Genomic DNA, 24,772 nt, shown 5'->3' on the forward strand with positions numbered 1-24,772 from the left:
GCAGGGGCGGACCCCGGCGCGCGGCCTGCGAACGCGCGGGCGGTCGCCTCGGCGGCGTTCACCGGTCGGGGTCATGGGGCAGTTCGAGCCGGAGCTCGTAGCCACCCTGGTCCGTGGGGCCGGATGTGACGGTACCGCCGAGCAGCTCCGCCCGCTGGGCCAGACCCGCCAGGCCGTGATGGGCGCTGGGCAGGGCGAGTGCGCTTCGGGTGGGGGCCGTGTTGGTGACCGTGGCGCAGAGAACACCCTCCCTGAGCCCGATACGGACGGTCACGGCGGCGCCGGGGGCATGTTTGCGGACGTTGGTCAGCGCTTCCTGCACGGTCCGGTAGACGGCCCGCTGAACCGTGGGCGGAAGCTCCTCGGGCACGTCGATCTCCAGCTTCGCTTCGATGCCGCCGGCCTCCAGCAGGTGCTCAAGGTCGGCGAGCGAAGGCTGCGGGGTGAGCTCCGTGGGCCTGCTGCCGGAGGCCCGCAGCACGCCCACCATGTGCCGCAGCTCGTCCAGGGTCTGCACGCTCAGGCGGCGGATCGTGGCCGCGGCCTGTCTCGTCTCGGCGTCCCGGCCGCCCACCTGGAGCGCTCCGGCCTGTACGGCGATGAGACTGACCTGGTGGGAGACCACGTCGTGCATCTCCCGGGCCAGCTGGGCGCGCTCCTTGGCCAGCACGCTCTGAGCGGTCAGCAGCCGTTCCTGCCTGCGGGCCTCCGAGATGTCGGCGAGCCGCAGCGACAGCTCGCGTCGGGCCTGGACGAGCTGGCCCAGGAAAACGGGAGCGGCAGCGGTGGCCAGCGTGTAGCTGAGGTGGAACACGCTGTTCGTCTGGGACAGCTCGGTGGCGTCGAGGGACGACCAAGGCCAGGGCAGGAAGTCGATGATCGCGTAGAGCAGCGCGCAGCCGCCCAGCAGGAAACGGTGACGGTTGACGGAGGACAGGGTGTACAGCGCGGCCGTGGGGGCGACCACCGCGTCGGTGACCAGGCCGGTGGGGAGCGTGAGGACGAAGGTCGTCAGGGGCAGCCGGTGGCGCAGTACCAGGGCGAGGGCGCCGAGCACCGCGCAGGCAGTGGTCGGCCGGTCCTGGATGTCGACGTGAGCCCAGGCGTCCGCCAGCGCGGTCCCGACGAGAGTGATGTCGATGAGCGCGGCACGCGGCTGCCGGCGGCTCACCGTGCGCCCTCGTCCTGCGCGTGCGTGAGCAGTCCCGCGCGCTCGGCGATCAGAGCCGCCTGGACGCGACTGCTCACCCGCAGTTTGCCGAGCACGTTGGTCACGTGGCCCTTGATGGTGCCGGTACTCAGGTGCAGCCGCTCGCCGATCTCGTTGTTGGCGAGTCCTTCCGCCATGAGGACGAGCACGGCACGCTCACGCTCGGTGAGCCGAGCGGTGAGCCGGACGGCGGTGGGCTCACGAACGTTGTTGTCGAGGTAGCCGCCCACCACCAGTCGGGTGACCTTGGACGACAGCACGGTCCCTTCCTCGGCCAGCGTACGCACCAGGTAGGGAAGCTGCTCGGGATCGGTGTCCTTGAGCAGGAATCCGGCGGCGCCCGAACGCAGGGCGGTCGCCACGTACTCGTCGGTGTCGAACGTGGTGAGCATGGCGACCACCGGCGGCTGCGGCATGCGGCGGAGGTCGGCCAGGATCGTGAGCCCGTCCACGTCCGGCATCCGGATGTCGAGCAGGACGACGTCGGGGCACAGCTCCCGTACCGCCTGTACGGCCTGGCCACCGGGTACCGCCGCGACGACTTCGATGTCGTCCGCCGTTTGGAGGATGTGCGTGAAACCCGTACGGATCAAAGCCTCGTCATCGACCACCAGTACCCGGATCATGTGCGCTCCGCTCCTCGCGTGCCCCGGTCGATGCGTACCCCCGCAAAGGCTGCCCGCCGGCGGCCGGCCCACAGAACCCGCCGGTTGGCGGCGCGACCTCAGCCGGTCGGCGGGCGGTGCCCGCTCACCGCCCCGGCGGCGGACGCGCAACCTCGGCGAACAGCGCGCCCGGCTCGCCGTGGCGCAGCCAGGACCGCCCCGCTCGTCTCACTACGCTGAGCGACGGGAGACCGCACGGACCAGGACAGATCGGGAGACCATATGGCCCTCGAGCTCGACATCGACCGCATCCGCCAGTTCCTCGGCGAAGGTGTCCGCGACAAGGTCTACCCGGGTGCCGTCTGGGCCGTCGGTGACCGCTCCGGAAGCATGGCCCTCGGTACCCCGGGGGTCCTGGATCCCGACCAGCCCGACGAACCGATGCGGCACGACACCGTCTTCGACGTCGAAGGCCTGACGGAGGTCCTCGCGGTGTGGTCGTCCATCGGATCCCTCGTCGAAGCCGGCAAGCTGCACCTCGACGAGCAACTGGGTGACTTCTGGTCCGAGGTGCGCGGTCATCCGCTGGGCCGGGTGAGCACTCGCCACCTGCTCACCCATACGGCAGGCATCCCGCTCCGGACCGACCTGTCGAACCTGTACGGCGCCGACCTCCAGGTCATTCGCGACGGCGTCCTCCACGAGGCCGTGCGTCGCCCGCCCGGGGAGGCCGTGGAGTACACCGACCGCGCCGCCCTCGTCCTCGGCTATCTCGCCGAAGAACTCTCCGGCCAGAGCCTCGACGACCTCGCCGCCACCGAAGTCTGGCAGCCCCTCGGCATGACCCGCACCCGCTACGGCCCCTTGCCCGGCGCGTCAGCCGCCCGCTGCGCGCCGACCGAGGTCGACGACCTCACGGGGTCCCGCCTGAGGGGTACCGCCCACGCCTCGTCAGCGCGCCTGCTCGGCGGAGTCTGCGGTGTCTCAGGAGTGTTCTCCGTCCTCCCCGACCTCGCGACCTTCCTCCGCCACCTGCTCCAGCCGGGACAGGACGCCGACCGACCGGGCTTCGGCACCGCCTGGATCAACGAGTCACTGCGCACCCAGACCGGTGCACTTGCCCCCGCCGGCGGACTGTTCTGGCACCCGGCCCCGGGAGCGGTCCCCGGGGCCGACGACATCTGGGAGCACTACGGCTCCGGCGCGGCAGGCGCATGGCTGTCCCCCAGACAGGGTCGCTGGGCGGTCCTGCTGACCAACACGCGTTACTACACCAGGCATCACGGATCCCTCGTCCCGGTCCGCAACACGTTCCGGTCGCTCGCCTTCGCCTGACCGTGCGTCGGCGGGGCCCAGCACCGGCACGGGGAGACCGTTCGGCACGGCCGCCGCCGGCCGACGCAGGTACGGCCTCAGTTCATCTTTCCGGTCCGCGCGTCGTGCCACAGGTCGACGCCGCCGTCGACGGCGTACGTGTCGATGTCGGCCAGCTCCTCCGCGGTGAACTCCAGGTTCTCCAGAGCGGCGACGTTCTGCTCGAGCTGTTCGGTACGCGACGCGCCGATGACCAGCGAGGTGACCCGCTTGTCACGCAGTGCCCAGGCGAGTGCCATCTGCGCGAGGGTCTGCCCCCGGCGCTGGGCGATGGCGTTGAGCGCGCGGAGCCTGTCCACCATGTCGTCCGACAGCCAGTCCGTGTCGAACGACGTGCCGGCCGCGGCCCGCGAGTCCTCCGGGATGCCGTCGAGGTAGCGCCCCGTGAGCAGGCCCTGCGCGAGCGCCGTGAACCCGATGACGCCGAAGCCCTCCTCCTGCGCCGCGTCGAGCAGCCCGTCCGTCTCGATCCAGCGGTTCACCATGCTGTACGAGGGCTGGTGGATGAGCAGGGGCGTCCCCAGTTCCCGCAGGATCGCGGCGGCCTGCCGGGTGCGCTCGGCGTCGTAGGAGGAAATCCCGACGTACAGGGCCTTGCCTTGGCGGACGGCGGTGTCGAGCGCGCCCATCGTCTCCTCCAGGGGCGTGCTCGCGTCGAGGCGGTGGGAGTAGAAGATGTCGACGTAGTCGAGGCCCGTGCGCCGCAGGGACTGGTCGAGGGAGGCCAGCAGATACTTGCGGGAGCCCCCACCCTGGCCGTAGGGGCCGGGCCACATGTCCCAGCCGGCCTTCGTGGAGACGACCAGCTCGTCCCGGTACGGCGCGAGGTCCTGCTTCAGCAGTCGCCCGAAGTTGAGTTCGGCGGAGCCGTAGGGCGGGCCGTAGTTGTTGGCCAGGTCGTGGTGGGTGATTCCGAGGTCGAAGGCGCGCAGTGCGATGTCCCGCTGGCTCTCGAACGACCGGTCGTCACCGAAGTTGTGCCAGTAGCCGAGCGACAGGACGGGCAGGTCGAGGCCCGAGCGCCCGGTGCGCCGGTAGCGCATCGTGCCGTTGTACCGCTCGGGGTCCGCGACGTGGTTCATGGGGGTCTCCGCAGGTGACAGGGGGTTTCATGCCGTTCGGGGAGCGAACGTGCCTACTGTGCCCTGGCGCGATTGCCGAGTCCAACAGCTCACGCACATCGGATTTATCGTTGTCACTTCTCAAAGCGAGCCGCGTGGCCCGGTGGATGGTCCCTCAGCCGTGGGAGCTGGTCAGGGTTCGATGACGAGGTTCTCGATGAGGCCGTCGCCGAGGGTGAAGCGGTAGTGCAGGTCCACCACGCCGCCCGGGAAGTCGCCTTCGAGGTGGTGGGTGGCGACGTAGTGGTCGGTGCCGACCTTCTGCACGCCGGTGAGTTCGGTCGTGTACGTGTACTCGCCGGCGGTACGGGTCAGCCAGGTCTCGATCGCGGCGGCTCCTCGGTGGGTTTTGCCGTCGTCGGTCACGCCGGCGCCTGGATGGAAGGCGCTGCGCGCGGTGGCGGTGTCGCGGACGCGGTGGGCGTCGAGGTAGCGGGTGATCACTTCGGGGAGGGCGTCGGGGTCGAGGTTCTGGGGCTGGTCGGTGTGCATGGTGGCTTCCTGGGGGGAGGGGTCACACGGTGGGGATGGTGCCGCCGTCGATGACGTGCTCGGCGCCGACGATGGCGGAGGCGCGGTCGGAGGCGAGGAAGGCGACGAGTTCGGCGACTTCCTCGGGGCGGTTGGGGCGGCCCAGGGGGATACCTCCGAGGGAGTTCATGAGCTGTTTCAGGGCCGCCTCCTGGGTGGTGCCCGCGTTCTGGGCGATACGGGCGACCAGGTGGTCGGCGGCGGTGGTCCGGACGAAGCCGGGGGCGACCGTGTTGACGCGGACACCGTGCGGGGCGACCTCGTTGGCCAGCCCCTTGCTGTAGGTGGTCAGGGCGGCCTTGGCGGCCGCGTAGGCGAGGGTGCCGTTCCACAGCGGCATGCGGCGCTGGATCGAGGAGACGTGGATGATGACGCCACGCCCGGACTCGATCATGCGGGGCAGCAGGCCGCGATCCAGGCGGACGGCGGCCAGGAGGTTCACGTTCAGTTCCCTGGCCCAGTCGTCCTCGTCGAGCGCCGCGTATCCGCCCGAGGGCGCGTCCGAGCCGCCCAGGTTGTTGATCAGGATGTCGATGCCGCCGAGGCGGCGGAGGGCTTCCTCGACCACGGTGGCGGCCCCCTCGGGGGTGGCCAGGTCTGCGGCGATCATGTCCGGGGCCGCGATGTCGTCCGGTCGGCTGCGTGCGGTCACCAGCACGGTGGCGCCGGCCTGGACCAGGCGTCGGGCGACGGCTGCGCCGACTCCTTTCGTGCCGCCGGTGACCAGGGCGCGTCGGCCCTGCAGTGATTCGCTGACTGCTGTGGTGGGGGTGGCCATGGTGGGTCCCGTTCTCGGGCGCGGTCAGGCAGGCACCACACCCGTCGTTACTGCTAAAATAGAAGCTAGTAACTTCGACTTTAGCAGTAACTCTCTGGGGATGGTCAACCTTGACAAGCCGCATCAGGGCAGAAGACCTCGAATGCCCGCTGTCCACGACCGCGCAGCACGTCGGCGAATGGTGGACGCTCCTGCTCCTCCACGACGCCTTCGACGGGTACACCCGTTTCGACCAGTTCCAGGAGAACCTCGGCATCTCCACCAGCATGCTCACCGCACGCCTGAAGAGGCTCGTCGCCGACGGCCTGCTGGAACGCCGCCCGTACCAGACCAACCCGGTCCGCCACGAGTACGTCCTGACCGACCTGGGCCGCTCCCTGCGCCCGGTGATCATCACGCTCGCCGCATGGGGAAACTCCCGCCTCGCCCCCGAGCAGCGCAGCATGGTCCTGGTCGATGCCGACAGCGGCGAAGAAGTCGAACCCGTGGTCGTCGACGCCAGGACCGGCCGCCGCCTCGACGACAGCCAGACCTACGTGTTCACGGCCGGCCCCGCCGCCGGCCACGCCATGCGGGCCCGCTACACGCCCGGCACGCCGGACGGCGCAGCCACTGCCTGACGACCGTCGCCGACAGGCGCAGGGCCGTGCCCTCGCGGTCGGGCCGGGCGGTCCGACCGCGACGAGACTGACAGCGTGCCCGAACTCTGCGACGGCCGCGGCGGCGGTGCGGGGACGGCGCGTGCGCCCCGTCCCCGCGAACTCTCCTGGTGGTCAGACGACCGCCGTGAAGGTGTAGTGCCCGGCCGGCAGATGGTAGGTCGCCGGGCCCGTCGGGACGGCCTGGGCTGGGGCGACGACCGACTCCGGCCGTGAGGTGGGCACGGTGACGGCTGCGGAGGTGTTGACGGGCACGGTGACGTGAAGCCTCAACCGGCCGCCGGAGATGGCCCAGTTGCTCGCCGCGCTGCCGTACGGGGTGTCGTAGGTGCTGACGGCGGAGGTCAGGCCGCCGCCGGGCCGCGGCGCGATGCGCAGGGAGGCGTAACCGGGGCTCGCGGGGCCGAGGCCGCCGACCTGGCGGTAGAGGAAGTCGCCGACCGAGCCGAGACCGTAGTGGTTGAAGGAGTTCATGCCCGGGTCGTTGAACGAGCCGTCGGTGCGGATGCCGTCCCAGCGCTCCCAGATCGTGGTGGCCCCGTGGTCGATCATGTAGCCCCAGCCCGGGAAGCCGCGTTGCAGCAGAATCCGGTACGCCGTCTCGACATGACCGTGGTCCGCCAGCACGGGCAGGAGGTTCTCCACGCCCAGGAAGCCGACGCTGAGGTGTCCGTCCGTGGCCGCGACCTTGGCGGCGAGCTTGTCCGCGGCGGCCCGGACCACGGACGCGGGCAGCAACTCGAAGGCCAGGGCCAGCACATAGCCGGTCTGGGTGTTGCCGCGGACCGTGCCGTCGTCCGAGACGAAGCGGGCGCGGAAGGCGGCCGCGACCTGGTCGGCGAGCTGCCCGTAGGCGGTGGCCTCGGTGCTGCGGCCGGTGGCGGCCGCCATGCGCGACACCAGGCGGGCCGACCATGCGAAGTAGGCCGTGCAGATGAGGTCCTGGGCCGTGTTGTCGTTGACGTTGAGCCAGTCGCCGTAGGTCTGCTGATCGCGTATCAGGTCGCTGCCGGAGGTGGCGCGCAGATAGTCGACCCACTGGGCCATCGCCGTGAAGTGCCGGTCCGCGACGGTGAGGTCGCCGAAGCGCTGCCACAACGTGTAGGGAATGACCACTCCCGCGTCTCCCCAGCCGGCCGTGCCGGAGCCGCCGATCACCGCGGGCGCGACATCCGTGAAGGCGCCGTTCGCCTGCTGGGCGTCCGCCAGGTCGTCGACGAACTTGGTGAGGAGGGCGTGCGTGTCCAGATTGAAGGTGGAGGTCGCGCAGAAGGCGGCGATGTCGCCCGTCCAGCCCAGACGCTCGTCCCGTTGGGGGCAGTCGGTCGGGATCGAGAGCATGTTGCTGCGCTCACCCCACACGATGTTGTGCTGGAGCTTGTCGAGCAGCGCGTCGGACGCGCTGAACGTGCCCGGCTGCCGGGCGTCCGTCCACACCGCGCGACCGGTGACGGCGGTGGGGTCGGGCCGGAAACCGGACGGCAGGCCGGTGAGTTCGACGTAGCGGTAGCCGTGGACGGTGAACCGGGGCTCGTACGTCTCCACCCTCCCGGTGCCGGCGAGGGTGAAGGAGTCGGTGGCCTGGGCGGCGCGCAGGTTGGTGGTGTAGAGCGTGCCGTCGGGGTTGAGGACCTCGCCGTGCCGGACGGTGACCGTGGTGCCGGCGTCGCCGCGGACCGCGATCCGGTTCCAGCCGGCGAAGTTCTGCCCCATGTCGAAGATCCACACCCCCGGCTGCGGCTCGGCCACCGACAGCGGACGGAATTCCTGCTGCACGGTGACACCATGGTCGACCTGCGCCACCAGTCGCGGGACGGGCCCGTCGTGGACGGCGACGGCCGTCCAGCCGCTGTCGTCGAAGCCCGGCGCGTCCCAGCCCTCGACGTGCAGGCGCGCGTCGTAGCTCTCGCCCTGGTACAGATCGTCCGCCGTGATCGCGCCGGTTGCCGTCTTCCAGCTGCGGTCCGTCGTCACCAACTGGGTGGATCCGTCGGTGTAGGTGATGAGCAGCTGTGCGCCGTAGTACGGCTGGGTGCCGTAGTGCCGGCTGCCGGCGAAGCCCAGGTTGCCCGAGTACCAGCCGTTGCCGAGCCAGGCGCCGAGCACGTTGGCGCCCCGCCGGATGTGCGCGGTGACGTCGAACACCTTGTACTGAAGGCGCTTCGCGTAGTCGGTCCACCCGGGGGCCAGCACGTCGTCGCCGACCTTCGCGCCGTTGAGCCGGGTCTCGTGAAGACCGAGCGCGGTGGTCAGCAGCCGTGCCGAGGCGACTCGCCCCTGCACGCTGAAGCTCTTGCGCAGCATCGGCGCCGGCCCCACGACCTGGACGTTCGATCCCCACGGACCGCTGCCGTACGGGGCGAGCGCGCGTGCGGCGGGCCAGGCGCTGTCGTCGTATCCAGGGCTCTGCCAGTCCGCGGGCGGGTCCTGGTGCGACCTCCACGCATCATCCGTGACCACGGTCGGGCCGCCCGTCACCGTGAGCTTGGCGATGAGTCCCGCCGGGGAGAGGGTCGTGTTCCGGCTCGCGACCGCGAGGGTGTTGTCGCCGGTCTTGAGATACGCGGTGACATCGACCGTCGAGGCGCTCTTCCACGAGTCGGTCACGCGTCGTGAGGTGCTCACCTGGGTTCCGTTGACCCAGACGTCCGCGGTGTCGTCCCCGGTGACGATCAGGCTCGCCGCGGCGGGGGCGTCCGCCAGAGTGAAGGTGCGCCGGAAAAAACGGGTCGCCACAGGCGCCTCGGACGCGGGATCGCCTTCCGGGTACCAGATCCAGGTGGCCCCCGAAAGGTCCGGTCCCGGCGGCCGCCCGATGAACGCGGCGGACCACTCCTGCGCGGGCGCCAGCAGACCGGTCTCGAACCACTTCGGCTTGCTCCACGCGGCAGCCCGGCCCTGCGTGTCCCAGACACGCACCCGCCAGAAGTAGCGGGTCAGGCTCTTCAGGGGGCCGCCGGCGTAGGCGATGTCGATCTGCCGGTCGGACGCGACACGCCCGCTGTCCCACAGCTCACCGGAGCCGTCGGCCGTGGCCGAGACCTGGATCCGATAGCCGCCCTGACGCTGCTGCCGCTCCGCCGAGTCGAGGACCCAGCCGAAGCGCGGCTGTGCCGCGTCCACGCCGAGAGGGAGGGCGCGATGCTCCACCGTGCACGCGGCCACGCTCAACGGGGACGGGGACGAGAGGTCGGGAGCGGCCACCCGGGAGTACCAGGGGGCCGCTCCGTAGGCGCCGAGATCCCGGGCGGCCGGCCAGCCGTCGTCGGCGAAGCCGGGCTGTTCCCATCCGGCGGGCACCGCCTTGCCCGCCGACCAGCGGCCGTCGGTGACGACATCGGTCGTACCGCCGGCGGTCCGCACGCGGATCCGCCCTATGACGCCGGCCGAGCCGCCCTCGGTCCGGCTCGCCAGCGCGATGGTGTTGGTCCCCGCGGTCACGGCGGGTCGCAGGTCCACGTACAGGGCGTCCTGCCAGGACCGGGCGACTCTGGGGGAGCCGGCGAGGGGTGTCCCGTTGAGCCATACGTCGACGGAGTCGTCGCCGGTGACGACGAGCTGCGCGTCGGTCACCTCGCCCTCGGCGACGGTGAAGCTCGTGCGGAAGTAGCGGTGTCCGGCGGGGGCGTCGGAGCCCGGATCGCCTTCCGGGTACCAGATCCAGTGGGCCGGGGACAGCCCGACGGGCCCGACCGGGGGTGTTCCGGTGGCCGCCTGTGCGCGGCCGGCGAACGTGCCGACGGCTCCCGCGGCGAGAGCACCCGCCGCCAGCGCCGACGCCGTGCCGAGGAAGCCGCGTCTGCTGACCGGGGATTCCTCGTGAGGCGTGTGCGAGCCGGAGTCGGGCGAACCGGGTGAGCCGGGGGTGGGGGGTGTGGTCTGACTGGCCAACGGAGTACTCCTTCACACGCGTCGGGCGAAGCAGGACGGCTCGGTGAGCGGCGGACGCGGACGGGAGCTCCCGTCCGGTCGCGGTCTGCGGCGGGTCGGACGATCGTCGGTGTTCGTGGCAGGCGACCGGCATAGCGTGATGGCGGCCGTGTGATTGAATCGTTTCAAACTGTTAATGCGGTGGCAATGTATGAAAGTTGATGAGCGGCGTCAATAGCGTGGCGCATCGTTTCATCGACACGGGCGCACCGCTGTGCGAGGTGACCGCGCGCGCCGAGACGCCGGTAGGTTCTTCGCGGTGACTTCGATGGAGACGCAGGGCCTTGTGTCGATGACCGACGGGGCACAGCTGCGATGGATGGCGCTGGGCGACACGACTCGGCAGCCGGCCGTGATCCTGCTTCATGGCGGTCCGGGTCTGCCCGACTATCTGGGCGATGTCGCCCCTATGATCGCGGACCTCGCGCCTGTGTACCGGTACGACCAGCGCGGCACAGGCCGATCCCCGTGGCGGGGCCGCCATTCCATCGGCCGGCATGTCGACGATCTCGCCGAGCTGCTCGAGGCATGGGACGTGCCCAGGGCCGTGCTGATCGGCCATTCCTACGGCACCGATCTGGCGAGCCGGTTCTGCCTGAGGCACTCTGACCGGGTTGCCGCAATGCTGCTGATGTGCGGGCCGTTCACCGGGGATTGGTGTTCCGGGTACCGAGCGGAACGCAGCCGCCGCATGTCCGCCGCACAGCAGGCGCGGCTCCGCGCATTGGAGGAGCTGCCGCAGCGCACGGAGGAGCAGGAAGTCGAGCTGCTCACGCTGGCCTGGTTCACCGACCACGCCGATTCCGACCGCGGGTGGCACCGGGCAGCGCAGGGGGCCCGGCAGCGGCGCCCGGTCAACTGGTCCATGAACGGCGAACTTGGCAGGGAAGGACGTGCGGATCCGCTCGACGAGCACGTTGCCGATCTGCGTGCGTGCCTGCCCGAGAGGACGGAGCTCCTTGGCGGGGCCGACGATCCCCGTCCTGTGTCGGCGCTTGAATCACTCGCGCTCCGGCTCGCTCGTCCGCTGACCCGGGTAGCGGATGCAGGGCATGAACCCTGGTTGGAGCAGCCCGACACTGTGCGTGCGCACCTTCGGCGATTCGTAAAAGGTGCCGTGGACGCATAGGGCTTCGACGGGTTCACCGGCCGGCCTGGTCCCCGGCTGTCGACACCGACCGCGGCACCGGATGTCGAATGGTGCCTCGAACTGGGTCGCCGACCTTGGCATTCCCCGGACCGCTGCAGGGCCGAGCCAAGCCGCTCCCGGCGCCGCAGCAGCGGAACTGCGGTGGCGCCGGGGCTACCGAGGAGGCGCGGCCGTCGACATGGCGTTGTCGCCGTCGGCGTCATCGCGCCCGCCTGCCCCGTGCTGGCCGGACACCGGCCGTCCTGCGGCGGGTACCAGCTGCGGTCGCCCACCGGAAGAACCGGCCGCGGGAGCATCGGCGGACCGGTGGGGGATTCCACCGGTCCGCCGTGCGGGGAGGCTCGGACGTGGTCAGCAGTACAGGTTGCTGCCGGGGGTGACCCCGAGGATGGAGGTGATGCGGTTGTAGGCGTCGACGCGGCTCTGGACCTGGGCCGGGTTGCGGCCGTCGCACTCGAGGGAGCCGTTGATGGAGCGGATGGTCTGGCCGAAGCCGGCGCCGTTGATCATGGCGTTGTGCGGGGTCATCGTGCCCGGGCCGGACTGGGTGTTCCAGTACCACAGGCCGGTCTTCCAGGCCACGGCCGAGTCGTTCTGCACCAGCCAGGGGTTGTTGAGGAGGTCGATGCCCAGGGCGTCGCCGGCGGCCTTGTAGTTGAAGTTCCAGGACAGCTGGATGGGGCCGCGCCCGTAGTAGGCGGCCTGTCCGGCCGGGCAGCCGTAGGACTGGCTCCAGTCGCAGTACGTCGGGTAGTTGGCGGTGTTCTGCTCGACCACGTACACCAGCCCGCCGGTCTCATGACTGACGTTGGCGAGGAAGGCGGCGGCCTCCTGCTTCTTGACGGTGTCGGAGCCGGTGTTCGCGAAGCCCGGGTAGGCCGACAGAGCAGCGGTCAGGCCGCTGTAGCTGTAGAACGAGTTCCGGCTCGGGAAGATCTGGTTGAACTGGGCCTCACTCACCACGAAGCCCGAGGGATTGCCGCCGCCACCGCCGCTCGCGGGGGCGTTCCACTTCTGGTTCGCGCCGCCCGAGCAGGTCCAGATCTGCAGCCGGGTGGCGTTGGCCGAGTTGTTGCCGGTCACGTCCAGGCACTTGTTGGCCTGTGGGTTGACGATGTCGTTGGCCGAGCTGACGGCCCACTGCTGGGCGGCGGAGCCGTTGCAGTCGTAGAGCTGGACCTTCGTGCCGTCCGCGGTGCCGCCACTGGTCACGTCCAGACACTTGCCGAGGGCGCGCAGAGTGCCGTCGCCGTTGTTGGACCAGCTCTGGGCACCGGTGCCGTTGCAGTCGTAGAGCTGGACGGCGGTGCCGTTGGCGCTGTTCGCGCCGGCCACGTCGACGCACTTGCCGGCCAGCCCGGTGATCTGGCCGGTTGCCGCCTGGGCCGGGGCGACGGTGAACAGGGCGGACAGGACGGCGGCGAGGACGACGCCCAGCGTCAACCGGCCGAGGACGCTGCGCCCGCGGAGGCGGGACATGAGGAGAGGAAGGCGCATGGAGAGCTGCTCCTGACGTGAAACGAGGGGGAGAGTGCGTGACCGGCCTGCGGAGGCAGACGTCTCAGCCGAGGACCTGCTGGGTCACGACGATGTGTCCGGCATCGGGGTCGAGGACGCCGCCGAGCCGGCTGAACGCGCCGTCGGTCAGATCAAGGCACTTGGGCTCCTGCGGAGTCTGGACGAACGTGCCGCGGTCGTTGACCCGAACGGTCAGGGACCGGCCGTTGGCGACGTTGGTGACCTGGACGCGCGTACCGAAGGGCAGTTGGGGCTGGCGGGAGAGGGAGGTGGCGACCGTGTCGGCGTTGTTGTCGAAGACCTCGCCGCTGGCGGTCAGGGCGCCGGGCGGCTGGGGGCCGTAGTGCGTGGCCCAGCACTGTTCGCCGCCCTGTTCCGCGGGAGCGTTCCACTTCTGGTTGTCGGCGCCGGTGCAGGTCCAGATCTGAATCCGCGCACCGTTCGCGGAGGACCGGTCGGTGACGTCGAGGCACTTGTTCGCGGCGGGGTTGACGATGTCGTGGGCGGCGGTGACGGTCCACTGCTGGTTGGCGGCGCCGGTGCAGGACCACAGCTGGACCTTGGCGCCGTCAGCGGTGGAGTTGGCGGTGACGTCGAGGCATTTGCCCAGGGCGCGCAGGGTGTTGTCGGCGCCTGGCGTCCACTGCTGGGCACTGGTGCCGTTGCAGTCGTAGAGCTGCACCGGGGTGCCGTCGGCAGAGTTGGCGCCGGCGACGTCGAGGCACTTGCCGGCGAGGCCCGTGACCGTGCCGGTCGCCGCGGCCGCCGGTGTCGCGGTCGACGGACTGATCAACAAGGCCAGCAGGGCTATGAGAGGAGTACCGCGTAACGCGGTGGTGAGGAAGGAGGAGCGAGCAGCCATGGGGGGTGAGGAAGCCTTTCCGAGGTGGCACGTTGGTGTGGCGGACACCGACAGGACGCACGTCAGGAAGACCTGACACCGGGAAAGCTAAAGGTCTATACCAAGTCCGTCAAGATGTGAACATGACATGCACGATGCCGCGCAACCACGGCATCGGCGGTCTCGTCGGTTCTGCCTTTGGCGAGGGCTAAACCGGCGCTCGTAGCGTCGGCCCGGCTGGCGGAATCGTCGGCCTGTGCGTCAGTGATCGCGTGCGCCGTTGGGGGAGTGGTACCCGCGGACAGCATCTCCTCAGTGCTGTGTGAGGAGGCGTGTGATGGCCAGTGAGTTCCAGCGGAACAAGCTTCGGGCGATGTTCGACGCGTTCGACGCGGACGGCAACGGCTACCTGGAGGAGGAGGACTTCGCGGCGCTCGCGGTCCGTTGGGGCCGGCTGCCGCGGGTGAGAGCGGAGTCGGAGCTGGCGGTGCGGGTGGAGAGCGTGATGAGAGGGTGGTGGCGGCAGCTGGCGGCTGCTGTCGACGCGGACGGGGACGGCCGGATCGACATGGATGATCTCCTTGCCATGGTCGACCTGTTGCCTTCCATCCCGGAGGCTGTCACCGCCACGGCCGACACCGTCTTCGACGCGGTGGACGAGAACGGCGACGGGCGGATCAGCCGCGGCGAGCACAAGCGCTTGATCGACACATGGCACGGGCGGCCCATCGAGACCGGGGAGGTGTTCGACCGCCTCGACCAGGACGGCGACGGCCACCTCAGCCGCCCGGAGTTCGCCGTCCTGTGGACCGTTTTCTGGACCAGCGACGACCCCCGCGAACCCGGCAACCTGATGTGCGGTGAACTGCCCCAGGTTTGGTAGACGCCCCTTCAGGAGTTGTTCGGGGCCGGCGACGAAGCCCTCTCCGGTACGTGACACCGTCCACCCCGTCGTGGCGGCCCTCTTCAAACATCCAGGTATGGACCTCCGGTTGCGGGGCAGACGGAGGTTCACTCGGCGCGGTCCCGCGCCGAAGAGTGGCGCGCGACGCCACCTGTGCAACCTGTGCCTCGCGGTGGCGCCGACGCGCCCGCGAGCCGAGCTTGGGGGAGTGGGAATCGTCATGATTCTTCCGGCGGAGAAGGAACTGCGCGCCGCACTGGCCCGGTTCGCCGACGCGCGCATCGAGCACGACGTACGTCCCACCGGCCGCACCAGTCGCCTGCTGGAGGACGCCACGTACACGCTGTGCGTGATGACCGGAGCGACCGACGCGGCGCAGGCCCTGCATGCGGCGGACACCCTGTTGGAGGGCTACCGCTCCGGCCACGGGGGCAGCGGTCGCGAGGACGAGATCCTGGCCGCGTAGGCGCGACCCCGCCGGCTCCGCCGCCCCGCCGAAGGCCTACCGCTTCGGGCGGGAAGGCTGTAGGAGCGTGGCGATGACCGTGCCGGCCAGCCACGCCTCGTATATGTCGGCCGACCAGCCGCGCCCCGCGGTGAGCTGCGTGTACAGCTGCGGCCCGGCCAGCGCCCACAGGCCGTCCGCCAGGTGCGCCGGATCCGCTTCCGGATCCAGCGCACCGGTCTCGGTGAGGTGGGTGACGAACGAGGTGACGCCGGTGAGCCGTTCCCGTTCGGCTATGTCCAGCACCTCCTCGACGTCCGGCCCCGCCTGGGTCAGCAGGGTGAACAGCGCGGCGATCCGCTCATGGATTCCGCGCACGAACGCGGCATAGAGCCGGAGCTTGGCGTTCGGCTCGCTCGTCCGCAGGATCGCCCGCGTCTCGGGACGGTCCGCCATGGGCACCGGCTCGTCGTCGCCGGCCAGCGTGCTGTCCCACAGGGCCTTCACCAGGCCCGGCTTGCCGCCGAACGTCTTGTACACGGTCTCGGGTGAGACACCCGCCCCCTCGGCCACGGCACGCACGGTCGTGGCGTGGTAGCCGTCCCGGAAGAGCAGCTCACCGCAGGCCGCCAACATCGCGGCGCGATTGCGGCGGCCCGCACTCCGCACTCCGCACTCCGCATCCGGCGGCCCGCACTCCGCACTCCGCACCCCGCATCCGGCGGGCCGCACACCGCACTCCGCGGGCCGGTCGATGACCGCCCGCCCCGCCGCAGGCATTCCGGTTCAGGCCTTCCGTGCGACGTCCCGGCCCGCGCCGGATCGGGTCGGCCCCTCCCGGACCGCGGCCTCCTCCAGCGGCGTTGCCCCTCGGACCGCCAGGAGCGCGGCCGGCACCCAGACACCCGCAGCCAGGGCTCCGATACGCATGATGTCGTCGAGGTCAGAGGCGGTGGTGGCCACGCGCGCCGCTTCACCCCGGCCCGGCCCCACTCGGCGCTAGGCTGACCCCGGAGGTGCCAAGTGGCCCAGTCGGAGCGGAAGTTGGACGAGGTCCCGGAATCCACGACCGTTGTGGTGATCGGCGCGGGCCCGGCCGGGCTGACCGTCGCCAGTCTGCTGCGCAGATGCGGCGTCGACAGCATCGTCCTGGAGCGCCGCAGCCGCCAGTACGTGGCACAGCGGCAGCGGGCCGGCATCGTGGAGAGCCGGGCGGTGCGGATGTTCGCGTCCTGGGGGCTGGCCGACCTGGTGCTGGGCGGCCCACCCCACGACGGCATCCTGGAGTTCCGGGTGGACGGCAAGAGCCACCTCGTCGACGACAGCGACGGATCCGAGGGCCCCGGGGCGCGTCTGTGCCCCCAGCAGGTCCTGGTCCAAAAGCTCACCGCCACCCACCTCGCCGACGGCGGCGAGGTGCGCTACGAGACGGCCGACATCACCCTGCACGACCTGACCGGTGACCGCCCCACCGTCCGCTACCGCTCCGCCGACGGGACCGTGCACACGATCACCTGCGCCTTCGTCGCGGGCTGCGACGGCGAGCACGGCGTCACCCGCACCGCGGTCCCCGACGGCCACCTCACTGCCCACACCTTCGACCACGGCATCGGCTGGCTCACCGTCCTGGCCGACGCCCCGCCCCCGGCCCACCCCCTGCTCGCCGTCAGCCCGCAGGGCTTCGCCGCGCACTTCCCCCGAGGACCGCACAGCAGCCGCTACTACCTCCAGTGCCCGCCCGACGACCACCCCGGCGCCTGGCCCGAGACCCGTGTCTGGGACGCGCTGCGCACCCGGCTCGCCGACCCCGCCCTGACCGCGGGCCCGATCACCGACCGCGAGACCTTCCGGCTGCGCAGCCTCGTCCACGACCCCATGCAGTACGGCCGCCTGTACCTCGTCGGGGACGCCGCCCACATCGTGTCCCCCATGGGCGGAAAAGGCATGAACCTCGCCCTGTACGACGCCGATCTCTTCGCCCGCGCCGTCCGCGACCACGTCGACCACCACGACGACACCGGCCTGCGCACCTACTCCGAGCGCTGCCTGCGGCGCGTGTGGAGCGACCAGGAGTTCTCCCACTGGCTGACCCGCACGGTCCACGACGCCGGCGACGACACCCACTGCGGCCCCTTCCTGCGCAACCTGGCCCGTGCCCGCCTCGACCGCCTCTTCACCTCCCCGACCGCCGCACAGGCCTTCGCGGAACTCATGACCGGCCTCGACCCGGCCCAGGACCACAACGCCTCCACGGGCTGCTGACCACGACGGGAACGCACGGACCGGGGAAGCGCCCACGAGGCGGGAGGTCCTCGCCTCCCCCTGTCGCAACCATGTGTGCCGTGAGCCCCGCGAGGGAGTCACGAAAGCGATCCGTAATGACGGCATCGGCACCTGCGCTCAGTGCTCACACCGAAGACGGATGTCCGGCAAGGGAACATAAAACCCCTGGTCGCAGGGGCTTGCACGCCCATAGCGCGACTTCCTGGTGACGGCTCAAGGCGAGTCGGTGCAGATCGAGGTCAAGGTGAGGACCTGGGGCGGTGAAGGCCTCGACGTCTTCCTCATGGCTCAAGGGCAGGCGGTCCCCAAAGACCCAAGGATGCCGTCCGGCACGTAGCGCTGACGCCACGGAAGGTGAAGGGGGCCATGGCGAACTGGCCGCCCCGGCAGGGCGGGTGTCCGGCGCCGCACCGGACGGCCGTCACCGGCGGGCCGGCGCACAGCTCAAGGCGCACCTCGACCGCATCACTTGGCACAGCGCAACCGGTCTCGGTCCCGGTCACACCTGGGGGACACCGCACGACCTGCCTGGGGCGGCGTCGTAAAAGGTCCGTACCGGTTGCGTCAAGGGTTGCAGAAACGGGCCGACTTGGAGGCGCCTAAGCCGTCGGAAGCTGAATGCGGTGGGCGCGTTGTGCGCGAGAACGGCGCCGAGACCAGCACCGTGTCGTCCGCGAGCCCGCACCCCGATTGCTTTCAGCTTCAGTTGTTGACGGCGGACACCGATGGGTCTACAACCCGAGGGAGCGCTCTCATATCTGCTGTTGCTCCATCCCCACGCACGCCGAACCGGCTTGAGGAGACTCCGCATGCAGAGTTCCGCCAGCGCACCCACCCGTAGACCACCGGCCGGCGCCGCAGGCCCACGCCTGGCTCTCGGACTGGTCGTCGTCCTGGTCGCCGCCTTCTTCGCGGTCGTCGCACCGTCGCCCGCGCACGCCGCCGACCAGTTGCTGTCCCAGGGCAAGCCGGCCACCGCCTCCTCGAGCGAGAACGGGTCCTTCCCTGCGAGCGCGGCGGTCGACGGCAACACCGGCACCCGCTGGTCCTCGGCCTTCGCCGACCCGCAATGGCTACGGGTCGACCTCGGGTCCGTCCAGCAGCTCAGCCGCGTCACCCTGAACTGGGAGGCCGCCTACGCGACCGCCTTCCAGATCCAGACCTCCACCGACGCCACCACCTGGACCACGGTCTACTCCACCACCACCGCCACCGGCGGTACCCAGAACCTCACCGTCACCGGCAGCGGCCGCTACGTCCGCGTCTACGGCACCGCGCGGGGCACCCCCTACGGATACTCCCTGTGGGAGTTCCAGGTCTACGGCCCCGGCAGCACCACCCCGCCGGACGACTTCTGGGGCAGCACCAGTGACATACCCGCGGCGAACAACGCCGTCGAGGTGAAGATCCTCAACCGCACCAACGGCAAGTACCCCGACAGCCAGGTGTACTGGAGCTTCAACGGCCAGGTGCACTCCATCGCCGAACAGCCCTACCTCGACATGCCGGCCAACTCCGCGGGCCGCATGTACTTCTACCTGGGCTCGCCCAACAGCTCGTACTACGACTTCATCGAGTTCACGGTCGGCAGCAACGTCTTCAACGGCAACACCACCCGGGTCGACGCCTTCGGCCTGAAGCTGGCCATGCGCCTGCACACCAAGGACGGTTACGACACCGAGGTCGGCGAGAACCGGCAGACCTTCGCCGAGGACCGCGCCACCACCTTCCAGCGCTTCACCGACGCGGTGCCCAGCCAGTTCAAGGTGCTGGCCCAGACCCAGGCCCCGTACCGGATCATCGCGCCCGGCAGCGACCCGAGCTTCCGCGCGGGCGGCGCCAACGCGAACTACTTCACCTCGTACGCCCAGTCGGTGGGCGTGAACGCGGCCACCTCCGACATCTTCGGCTGCGCGGCCTCCCTGGCGGGCGACCCGAACATGTGCGCCGCCCTCAACCGCCACGTCGCCACCCTGCCGGCCTCCCAGCAGTCCGACCCGGCCCAGTTCTACACGGCGGCACCGGCGAACTACTACGCCAAGTTCTGGCACGACAACGCCATCAACCACCTCGCCTACGGCTTCCCCTACGACGACGTGGCGGGCCAGTCCTCCTTCATCTCCCACGCCAACCCGCAATGGCTCCTGGTCGCCGTCGGCTGGTAGCCGGTCCGGTGGCGCGGACACCGAACCCACACTGATCCCCCGACCGGCAGGCCCTGCCGGGTCACACCGACCCGGCAGGACCCGCCGGCTGCAAACTTCGAGACCCCGGTGACCGCCGACGGGGTGATGAGTGGGGAGCCGGCCAGGGACGGCTGCCGAAGCGTGCCGGCCGCCCACCGGCAGGCTTCCACGGCCGGCCAGGACGTGTGGGCTCATCCGTTGCGCAGCCTCGTCCACGTGTTCGGGCCGATGATGCCGTCGGCGGCCAGGCGGCGACTGGTCTGGCAAGCCACGTTCACGGTCCTCTCTGAGACCGACGCACCTAGCGGGATCGAGGCTGTGAAGGGCGACCAGAAGGGCGGCAATGTGGGCGCTGCAGACCGGTACAGCCTCGGCGGCCATCTCATGTGGCTGGTACGACCGCTGTCACGCGGAAGCCACCACCTCGCCGGCCATGACCTGGGGAGGGTTGGGGAGCAGTGACGCAAGGTTGTCCCGCACGAAGTCCGCAGCTCTCGAGATCGATTCGTCGGCACCGGCCTGGTCCTGGAAGACGCTGGTCGAGACCATCACTCCGTCCCCGATATCGATCCAGTAGTAGGCCACGAAGCCGGAGACCTGGCGCATGAGCGGCACGAACCCCTCGTTCACGAGACGTGCGGCCTCGGCCGAATCGGTCACCCCTTCGTACCGGCGGACTGCTGCGTACATCGCCAAGCTCCTCACGGCGTTCTGGGTTCGTCCTCTGCCGGTACGTCGTACCCCCTGCGACGGCTGCCCGGCTCATGAGGTGCCTGGCAATCACCCGAAGGGCCGCCTTGGGTGATCCGAACGGCGGCCGCCGACCCGGACACACGGCCCAGCGCACGCCTGCCTCCTGAGAAGGCGCCGACGTGGCGTAGAGCAGCCTGAGCTGGTGACTGCCCGCAACACGGAAGAGGCTGTGAACGCGGCTTGATGACCACAGGCAAGCCCCGCCCGCAGACCTTTTGACGCATGGTCGGCTGTGGGCCGCGCGACTCGAAGTCCACTGTGCGGCCGCGCGCTTCACGATTGGACTCGGTCCATGTCCCTGTTCGCCGAGTGGACGACTCAGTCGGTACCGTCACCCCGCGTGCGGCTCTCGACGCCGAGGGCCTGGCGCATCTGCTCCTGCATGACGGCCAGTTGGCTCCACGACTCTTCGACTCCTGCCGCGAAGGCGCTTGTGGCTGCGGCGAGCACGTCGTCAGGCACCACCATCTCGGCCTCTGCATAGCCGTCCCGTTGGGCGATGCGACCGGCTTCGAGCAGCTCCGGGCACAGGTCGATCCCCGAGCCCCTCCGCCTTCTGCTCTGCGCGCTCTGCTGGCCGAAGGCCCTCGGCGTGCTCGCGCTTCCCGCGTCTCTGAGCGTGGGCCGCTTCCAGCTCCATCCGTTTCGCACGGTCGGCTCGACTCTGCGTCAGAAGTGCTGCGCGCTGCTACGCGGGCTGCCGCACGAGCGGGCGCGGTCCCGGTCGTGTCGCCGGCCGGCTCTCGGGTCGTACCCGGCGTCGAAGACGATCAGGATGTCGCGGTCGCCGAGGTGCCGGCGGCCCATCTCGATCAGATCGACGACCACCCGGCGGACCTGGGCGGCGTTGACCTCGGCAGCGTCGTCGGCGGGGCGGGGAGCCCGGCGTCCTGCAGTTGACACCGAGACGTCCGGCCTTTGTGGGTGAAGGCGGAGAGCGCCGGGTGAGGGGGTGTCCGGTCGGTGCCGGACACCCCCTTGTCGGGTCAGTGGGTCACCGTACGACGACCTGGGCACTGCCCGTGACGCCGCCGGAGGTCACCGAGACGGTGACCGTGCCGGAGCGGTGGGCGGTCAGGGCTCCGGTGGACGGGTTCACCGAGGCGATCCTCGGGTCGGCCGAGGACCACACGTGTGAGGCGGGGTCCGCGATGGGAATCGTGAGCGGTGCGATGTTGTCGCCGGCCACCTGGTCGCCGGTCGCGGTCAGGGTGACGCGGTCTCCCTTGGCGATCGGGTCCTTCGGGCCCTGGACGGTGATCGAGGCGAGCGCGGGCTCCACGGTGTACTGGAGGTCGCCGTCGTCACCGATCCGGATCAGCCCGAAGTGGTAGAAGCCGCCCTGGTCCACGGGTGCGTACGCGGGCATGCCGAGGTCCGCGAAGGTGAACTGCGGGATGCCGCCATCCTCCACGGTGGTGCTGTGGCCCTCGGGGTCGAGGATCTGCTCGGCGAAGCCGCGGGCGTGGCCGTACATCATGATCACGTGCTGCTTCGGGTGCGTCTGCTGGTAGCGCTGCACCAGCCGCAGGTACATGCGTGCCTCCCAGCGGTCCGTGAACTGGCTGTTCGCGGCCGGGTGCGGGTCGTACGCGGGCATGTGCGTGACGACCAGCACGTCCTTGGCGGTGGTGTCGGTCAACTGCTGGACCAGCCACGGGTACTGGGCGCCCTCGGGATCCTGGAAGGGGTCCGAGGACTGGAGGCTGCCGTGCGAGTTGTCGGTGACGACGAGCCGCGCCGCGCCCTCGCTGTAGGCGTAGTGGGTGTCGCCGAAGGTGTCGCTGTAGTTGCCGTTCTCGGCGTCGGCGCCCTGGGTGATCTCGTGGTTGCCGACGATGTCCCGCTCGGGAACACCGAGCGCGTCCATCTTGGACTTGGCGAACCGGAGGTCGGCGAGCTTGCCGTCGTCGGACATGTCGCCGAGGAACTGCGCGGCGTCCGGACGGGCCTGCGGGGTGAGCGTGGGCAGCCGCCCGGCGATGGAGTCCATCACGTTGCCGCTGACCGACTTCGGGTCGGAGGCGAGCAGGTGGGCGTCGTCACCGGTGAGGAGGGTGCTGCCGTGCCGGGCGAAGTCCGCCGAGTCCTCCTCGTACGAGAGCCACTTCGGGTTCTTCGGTACGGCGTGGTACTCGGGCACGGTCACCGGCCGCGGGGAGTACAGCGCCTGCAGACCGGCCACGTTGAGCGAGCCGCTGTAGGCGGTGCTCGGGCTGATGGCCAGGAAGTCGACGAAGCTGATGGTCAGCGGGAACTGCATGCCGGCCGGCAACTGCGCGATGGCGAGGTGCCAGTCCTTCCAGGTGACGTACGTCGGATACAGCGTGGTCGCCGAGCCGTTGACGCCGATGTAGCGTTCGGCCAGCTCGATGCCGTTGCCGTCGCCCTTGATCCACATGCCGATGGCGGTCGGGACATGGCCGCCCGCGGTGTCGGTCTTCAGGGTGACGTTCGGGGTGAGCACGAGCTGCTTGACGCCGGAGCCGGCCGGCATCGAGTAGTCGAGCTTCAGCGATCCGGACTCGGTGGAGCCGGGCGGTACGACCCCGGCGTCGGCGGTCAGCGTGGCCGGCTTGCCGGTCGTGTTGTTGCTGAGGCGCCAGTGGTCGAGGCTGTTCATCGGGTCGATGACCTTGCTGACGCTGCCGACCGCGATCGACGTGGTGCCGGTGGCACCCGCGACCGTCGCGCTCACATCGGCGAGTCCGCCGTCGTCGGCGCTCGCGGTGAACAGGCCGTGGGCGTCCACGGCGCCGAGGTCCGCCGGGTCCGCCTTCCAGGTGGCGGCCTCGGCGGGGATCTGCACCTGGTCGCCGTCCGGGTCGGTGGCGGACAGGGTCAGCTGCTGCGTGGCGCCGTTGTCGAGGTCGGTCTGGTCCGGGGAGACGGTGAGGGTCTTCAGCCTGCTGACGACCTCCAGTTTCTCGGACGTGGACGCGCTGCCGTTCCAGGCGACGATCCGGCCGGTACCGGAGCGGTGCGTGGTGAGCTTGCCGTCCTCGTAGGTGGCCAGGCCCGCGGGCTCGACGCGCACGTGGGTCTCGCCGTCCGCCGGGTTGGCGAACCGGTCGACGGAGTGCACCGGGAGCGGGATGGAGCCGCCGGAGACGGTGGTAACCGTCTTCCCGTCGTTCACGACCACCTTGGTGGCGGCACCCGGCTTCTTGGCCGTCGAGTAGAAGAAGATGCCGTTGGCGACCGGGCGTTCGGTGTTGCCGGGCAGGTCGGAGGGCGTGTTGACGACCTCGGCGTGGCCGGCGCCGGGGGCGCGGCTGACCATGCCGGTGGAACCGCCGCCGTCGAAGAGCATTCCGGTGTACGCGCCGTGCGCGACCAGGTAGCCCGCGGCCTGCTCCGGGGTCACGCCGAAGGCGGTGTCGGAGCCGCCGTGGCCGTCGATGGCGACGACGATCGCGTGGCTGCCGTCCTTGGTGATGCCGACGGCGGTCTCCGGGTTGGCGCCGCTCGGCGGGGTGCCGGTCGGGTCCTGGTAGACCCTGCCGTCCTTGACGAGGGTGTCGACGCCGCTGATCAGCTGGGTGACATCGTTATCGGGGGACAGCCGGGTGGCGATCTGGACCGTGTCGCCGGTGTGCAGGGTGTCGGTGAGCCACTGCCCGCCGTCGCCCGCGCCCAGCAGGCCGGTCTCGTCCGCGGCCAGGCGAGGCACGGTGGTGAGGCCGGTCTGCACCCGGTCGACGACGAAGCCGCCGTCGGTGCTGTGCCCGGCCACCAGCGTGGACGCCTTGGTCAGGCCCGGGGTCTCGCCGAGGTCGGAGGTGACCTCCGTGATGCCTCCGCCGGCCACGTCGTTGACGGTGTTCACCGAGGTGAGCGCACGGGTCACGGTCCCGGCGGTGATGGTGCCGGAGAAGGTCTCGGGCCCCATGACCAGGGTGCCGTCGGGCTTGACGCCGAGCTGGGAGGCGAAGCCCGCCTTGGGGCTCTTCAGCAGCCGGCCGTCGGTCATCACACCGCCGACGGGACGTCCGCTGCCGTGGATCTCGAAGTAGTCGCCGTTGACTCCCGCCACCGCGTGGGTGCGGTGGGCCATCGACGACGGTGTCTCGTCCGCCGGGTAGGTGAGGGTGTCGCCGGCCTCGACCATGCCCACCCGCAGATTCGGGTCGGTCAGGTCGGCCTGGAGCACCTGGACGTGCTGACGGCCGCCGACGGTGTCGTAGGTCTCGCTGTAGTGCTTCAGGCCGCGGGTGACGGTCTCGGACGGGGTACGGGTCCGGTCCACCACCAGCGGCCAGTTCTCCGGGGTCTCCGGGAGCCAGTCGCGCGGTGCGGAGTGGCCGTGGCCGTCCGTGGCCGTGACGGCGTCGGAACCGGAGGCGATGCCCGCCCCGGTCACGGCGCCGATGAGCGCCAGAGTCGCCGCGGCCACCGCCGTGCGGCGCGCGCCCGCGGTGGCGGGTCTCTTCTCGCGAAGTGTCATGTGGGTTCTGTCCTTGCGGTCGTGCGCGCCGGTGCTC

Annotated in this window: 20 protein-coding genes and 1 pseudogene; 7 read left to right on the forward strand and 14 right to left on the reverse strand. The window is 70.5% G+C overall.

Features of this window, described 5'->3' with window-relative positions:
- Positions 1-58 precede the first annotated feature (58 nt).
- Positions 59-1,171 carry a sensor histidine kinase gene (locus ACWGJB_RS41165; protein ID WP_453385142.1) on the reverse strand — a complete coding sequence of 371 codons (1,113 nt, stop codon included), beginning with the start codon at positions 1,169-1,171 and terminating at the stop codon, positions 59-61.
- Positions 1,168-1,836 carry a response regulator gene (locus tag ACWGJB_RS41170; protein WP_453385143.1) on the reverse strand — a complete coding sequence of 223 codons (669 nt, stop codon included), beginning with the start codon at positions 1,834-1,836 and terminating at the stop codon, positions 1,168-1,170. Before ACWGJB_RS41170 ends, ACWGJB_RS41165 begins: the two co-directional genes overlap by 4 nt.
- A 261-nt stretch (positions 1,837-2,097) precedes the next feature.
- Between ACWGJB_RS41170 and ACWGJB_RS41175 the strand changes: the two genes are divergently transcribed.
- Positions 2,098-3,150: a serine hydrolase domain-containing protein gene (locus ACWGJB_RS41175; RefSeq protein WP_453385144.1), complete on the forward strand. Its 1,053-nt coding sequence runs from the start codon at positions 2,098-2,100 to the stop codon at positions 3,148-3,150.
- A gap of 77 nt (positions 3,151-3,227) precedes the next feature.
- Here ACWGJB_RS41175 and mgrA read toward each other — a convergent pair whose 3' ends face one another.
- From mgrA to ACWGJB_RS41190, 3 genes are all read right to left on the reverse strand, one after another.
- Positions 3,228-4,271, reverse strand: coding sequence for an L-glyceraldehyde 3-phosphate reductase (gene mgrA / locus ACWGJB_RS41180; protein ID WP_453385145.1), 1,044 nt, complete (start codon positions 4,269-4,271; stop codon positions 3,228-3,230).
- A gap of 171 nt (positions 4,272-4,442) precedes the next feature.
- Entirely contained in the window at positions 4,443-4,802 is a 360-nt protein-coding gene (locus tag ACWGJB_RS41185) for a nuclear transport factor 2 family protein (protein WP_453385146.1), read from the reverse strand.
- A 22-nt stretch (positions 4,803-4,824) separates the two neighbouring features.
- Complete coding sequence (locus tag ACWGJB_RS41190; RefSeq protein ID WP_453385147.1) at positions 4,825-5,619, reverse strand: SDR family oxidoreductase; 795 nt, start codon at positions 5,617-5,619, stop codon at positions 4,825-4,827.
- Between the two features lie 110 nt (positions 5,620-5,729).
- Between ACWGJB_RS41190 and ACWGJB_RS41195 the strand changes: the two genes are divergently transcribed.
- Positions 5,730-6,239 carry a winged helix-turn-helix transcriptional regulator gene (locus ACWGJB_RS41195; RefSeq protein WP_453385148.1) on the forward strand — a complete coding sequence of 170 codons (510 nt, stop codon included), beginning with the start codon at positions 5,730-5,732 and terminating at the stop codon, positions 6,237-6,239.
- Between the two features lie 153 nt (positions 6,240-6,392).
- On the opposite strand, the gene ACWGJB_RS41200 is transcribed toward ACWGJB_RS41195, so the two are convergent.
- A complete protein-coding gene (locus ACWGJB_RS41200; RefSeq protein WP_453385149.1) occupies positions 6,393-10,169 on the reverse strand; it encodes a family 78 glycoside hydrolase catalytic domain in 3,777 nt (1,258 codons plus the stop codon).
- Between the two features lie 307 nt (positions 10,170-10,476).
- Between ACWGJB_RS41200 and ACWGJB_RS41205 the strand changes: the two genes are divergently transcribed.
- The gene (locus ACWGJB_RS41205) at positions 10,477-11,337 is read left to right on the forward strand and encodes an alpha/beta fold hydrolase (protein WP_453385223.1); all 861 of its coding nucleotides are present in this window, start codon (positions 10,477-10,479) and stop codon (positions 11,335-11,337) included.
- 372 nt (positions 11,338-11,709) lie between these two features.
- Here ACWGJB_RS41205 and ACWGJB_RS41210 read toward each other — a convergent pair whose 3' ends face one another.
- Both ACWGJB_RS41210 and ACWGJB_RS41215 read right to left on the reverse strand, forming a co-directional pair.
- Positions 11,710-12,837: a glycoside hydrolase family 19 protein gene (locus tag ACWGJB_RS41210; RefSeq protein ID WP_453385224.1), complete on the reverse strand. Its 1,128-nt coding sequence runs from the start codon at positions 12,835-12,837 to the stop codon at positions 11,710-11,712.
- Positions 12,838-12,919: 82 nt separating this feature from the next.
- Positions 12,920-13,738 carry a lectin gene (locus ACWGJB_RS41215; RefSeq protein ID WP_453385150.1) on the reverse strand — a complete coding sequence of 273 codons (819 nt, stop codon included), beginning with the start codon at positions 13,736-13,738 and terminating at the stop codon, positions 12,920-12,922.
- A 316-nt stretch (positions 13,739-14,054) separates the two neighbouring features.
- On the opposite strand from ACWGJB_RS41215, the gene ACWGJB_RS41220 reads away from it, so the two are divergent.
- The gene (locus ACWGJB_RS41220) at positions 14,055-14,600 is read left to right on the forward strand and encodes an EF-hand domain-containing protein (RefSeq protein ID WP_453385151.1); all 546 of its coding nucleotides are present in this window, start codon (positions 14,055-14,057) and stop codon (positions 14,598-14,600) included.
- Between the two features lie 241 nt (positions 14,601-14,841).
- Complete coding sequence (locus ACWGJB_RS41225) at positions 14,842-15,087, forward strand: DUF5133 domain-containing protein (RefSeq protein WP_453385152.1); 246 nt, start codon at positions 14,842-14,844, stop codon at positions 15,085-15,087.
- 36 nt (positions 15,088-15,123) lie between these two features.
- On the opposite strand, the gene ACWGJB_RS41230 is transcribed toward ACWGJB_RS41225, so the two are convergent.
- Together ACWGJB_RS41230 and ACWGJB_RS41235 are read right to left on the reverse strand one after the other, a co-directional pair.
- A complete protein-coding gene (locus ACWGJB_RS41230; RefSeq protein ID WP_453385153.1) occupies positions 15,124-15,735 on the reverse strand; it encodes a TetR/AcrR family transcriptional regulator in 612 nt (203 codons plus the stop codon).
- A gap of 117 nt (positions 15,736-15,852) precedes the next feature.
- Positions 15,853-16,029 carry a hypothetical protein gene (locus ACWGJB_RS41235; RefSeq protein WP_453385154.1) on the reverse strand — a complete coding sequence of 59 codons (177 nt, stop codon included), beginning with the start codon at positions 16,027-16,029 and terminating at the stop codon, positions 15,853-15,855.
- A 60-nt stretch (positions 16,030-16,089) separates the two neighbouring features.
- On the opposite strand from ACWGJB_RS41235, the gene ACWGJB_RS41240 reads away from it, so the two are divergent.
- Together ACWGJB_RS41240 and ACWGJB_RS41245 are read left to right on the forward strand one after the other, a co-directional pair.
- Positions 16,090-17,328: a 4-hydroxybenzoate 3-monooxygenase gene (locus ACWGJB_RS41240; RefSeq protein ID WP_453385155.1), complete on the forward strand. Its 1,239-nt coding sequence runs from the start codon at positions 16,090-16,092 to the stop codon at positions 17,326-17,328.
- An 830-nt stretch (positions 17,329-18,158) separates the two neighbouring features.
- Positions 18,159-19,514, forward strand: coding sequence for a beta-1,3-glucanase family protein (locus ACWGJB_RS41245; RefSeq protein WP_453385156.1), 1,356 nt, complete (start codon positions 18,159-18,161; stop codon positions 19,512-19,514).
- Between the two features lie 426 nt (positions 19,515-19,940).
- On the opposite strand, the gene ACWGJB_RS41250 is transcribed toward ACWGJB_RS41245, so the two are convergent.
- From ACWGJB_RS41250 to ACWGJB_RS41265, 4 genes and pseudogenes are all read right to left on the reverse strand, one after another.
- Positions 19,941-20,225, reverse strand: coding sequence for a hypothetical protein (locus ACWGJB_RS41250; protein ID WP_453385157.1), 285 nt, complete (start codon positions 20,223-20,225; stop codon positions 19,941-19,943).
- 381 nt (positions 20,226-20,606) lie between these two features.
- On the reverse strand, positions 20,607-20,939 hold the full coding sequence (locus ACWGJB_RS41255) for a hypothetical protein (RefSeq protein ID WP_453385158.1): 333 nt from the start codon (positions 20,937-20,939) through the stop codon (positions 20,607-20,609).
- Positions 20,940-21,035: 96 nt separating this feature from the next.
- Positions 21,036-21,220, reverse strand: a pseudogene (locus tag ACWGJB_RS41260) (NF041680 family putative transposase); the annotation flags it as partial.
- Positions 21,221-21,282: 62 nt separating this feature from the next.
- Positions 21,283-24,735 carry a phosphodiester glycosidase family protein gene (locus ACWGJB_RS41265; protein ID WP_453385159.1) on the reverse strand — a complete coding sequence of 1,151 codons (3,453 nt, stop codon included), beginning with the start codon at positions 24,733-24,735 and terminating at the stop codon, positions 21,283-21,285.
- Between the last annotated feature and the right edge of the window lie 37 nt (positions 24,736-24,772).

It is taken from the genome of Streptomyces sp. NPDC054813 (assembly GCF_053611365.1).

Bases quoted from the DNA above. Each gene is read 5' to 3' on its own strand.
- ACWGJB_RS41170 (WP_453385143.1), bottom strand. From the start codon at position 1,836: ATGATCCGGGTACTGGTGGTCGATGACGAGGCTTTGATCCGTACGGGT.
- ACWGJB_RS41175 (WP_453385144.1), top strand. From the start codon at position 2,098: ATGGCCCTCGAGCTCGACATCGACCGCATCCGCCAGTTCCTCGGCGAA.
- mgrA (WP_453385145.1), bottom strand. From the start codon at position 4,271: ATGAACCACGTCGCGGACCCCGAGCGGTACAACGGCACGATGCGCTAC.
- ACWGJB_RS41185 (WP_453385146.1), bottom strand. From the start codon at position 4,802: ATGCACACCGACCAGCCCCAGAACCTCGACCCCGACGCCCTCCCCGAA.
- ACWGJB_RS41190 (WP_453385147.1), bottom strand. From the start codon at position 5,619: ATGGCCACCCCCACCACAGCAGTCAGCGAATCACTGCAGGGCCGACGC.
- ACWGJB_RS41205 (WP_453385223.1), top strand. From the start codon at position 10,477: ATGGAGACGCAGGGCCTTGTGTCGATGACCGACGGGGCACAGCTGCGA.
- ACWGJB_RS41210 (WP_453385224.1), bottom strand. From the start codon at position 12,837: ATGTCCCGCCTCCGCGGGCGCAGCGTCCTCGGCCGGTTGACGCTGGGC.
- ACWGJB_RS41215 (WP_453385150.1), bottom strand. From the start codon at position 13,738: ATGGCTGCTCGCTCCTCCTTCCTCACCACCGCGTTACGCGGTACTCCT.
- ACWGJB_RS41220 (WP_453385151.1), top strand. From the start codon at position 14,055: ATGGCCAGTGAGTTCCAGCGGAACAAGCTTCGGGCGATGTTCGACGCG.
- ACWGJB_RS41225 (WP_453385152.1), top strand. From the start codon at position 14,842: ATGATTCTTCCGGCGGAGAAGGAACTGCGCGCCGCACTGGCCCGGTTC.
- ACWGJB_RS41245 (WP_453385156.1), top strand. From the start codon at position 18,159: ATGCAGAGTTCCGCCAGCGCACCCACCCGTAGACCACCGGCCGGCGCC.
- ACWGJB_RS41250 (WP_453385157.1), bottom strand. From the start codon at position 20,225: ATGTACGCAGCAGTCCGCCGGTACGAAGGGGTGACCGATTCGGCCGAG.
- ACWGJB_RS41265 (WP_453385159.1), bottom strand. From the start codon at position 24,735: ATGACACTTCGCGAGAAGAGACCCGCCACCGCGGGCGCGCGCCGCACG.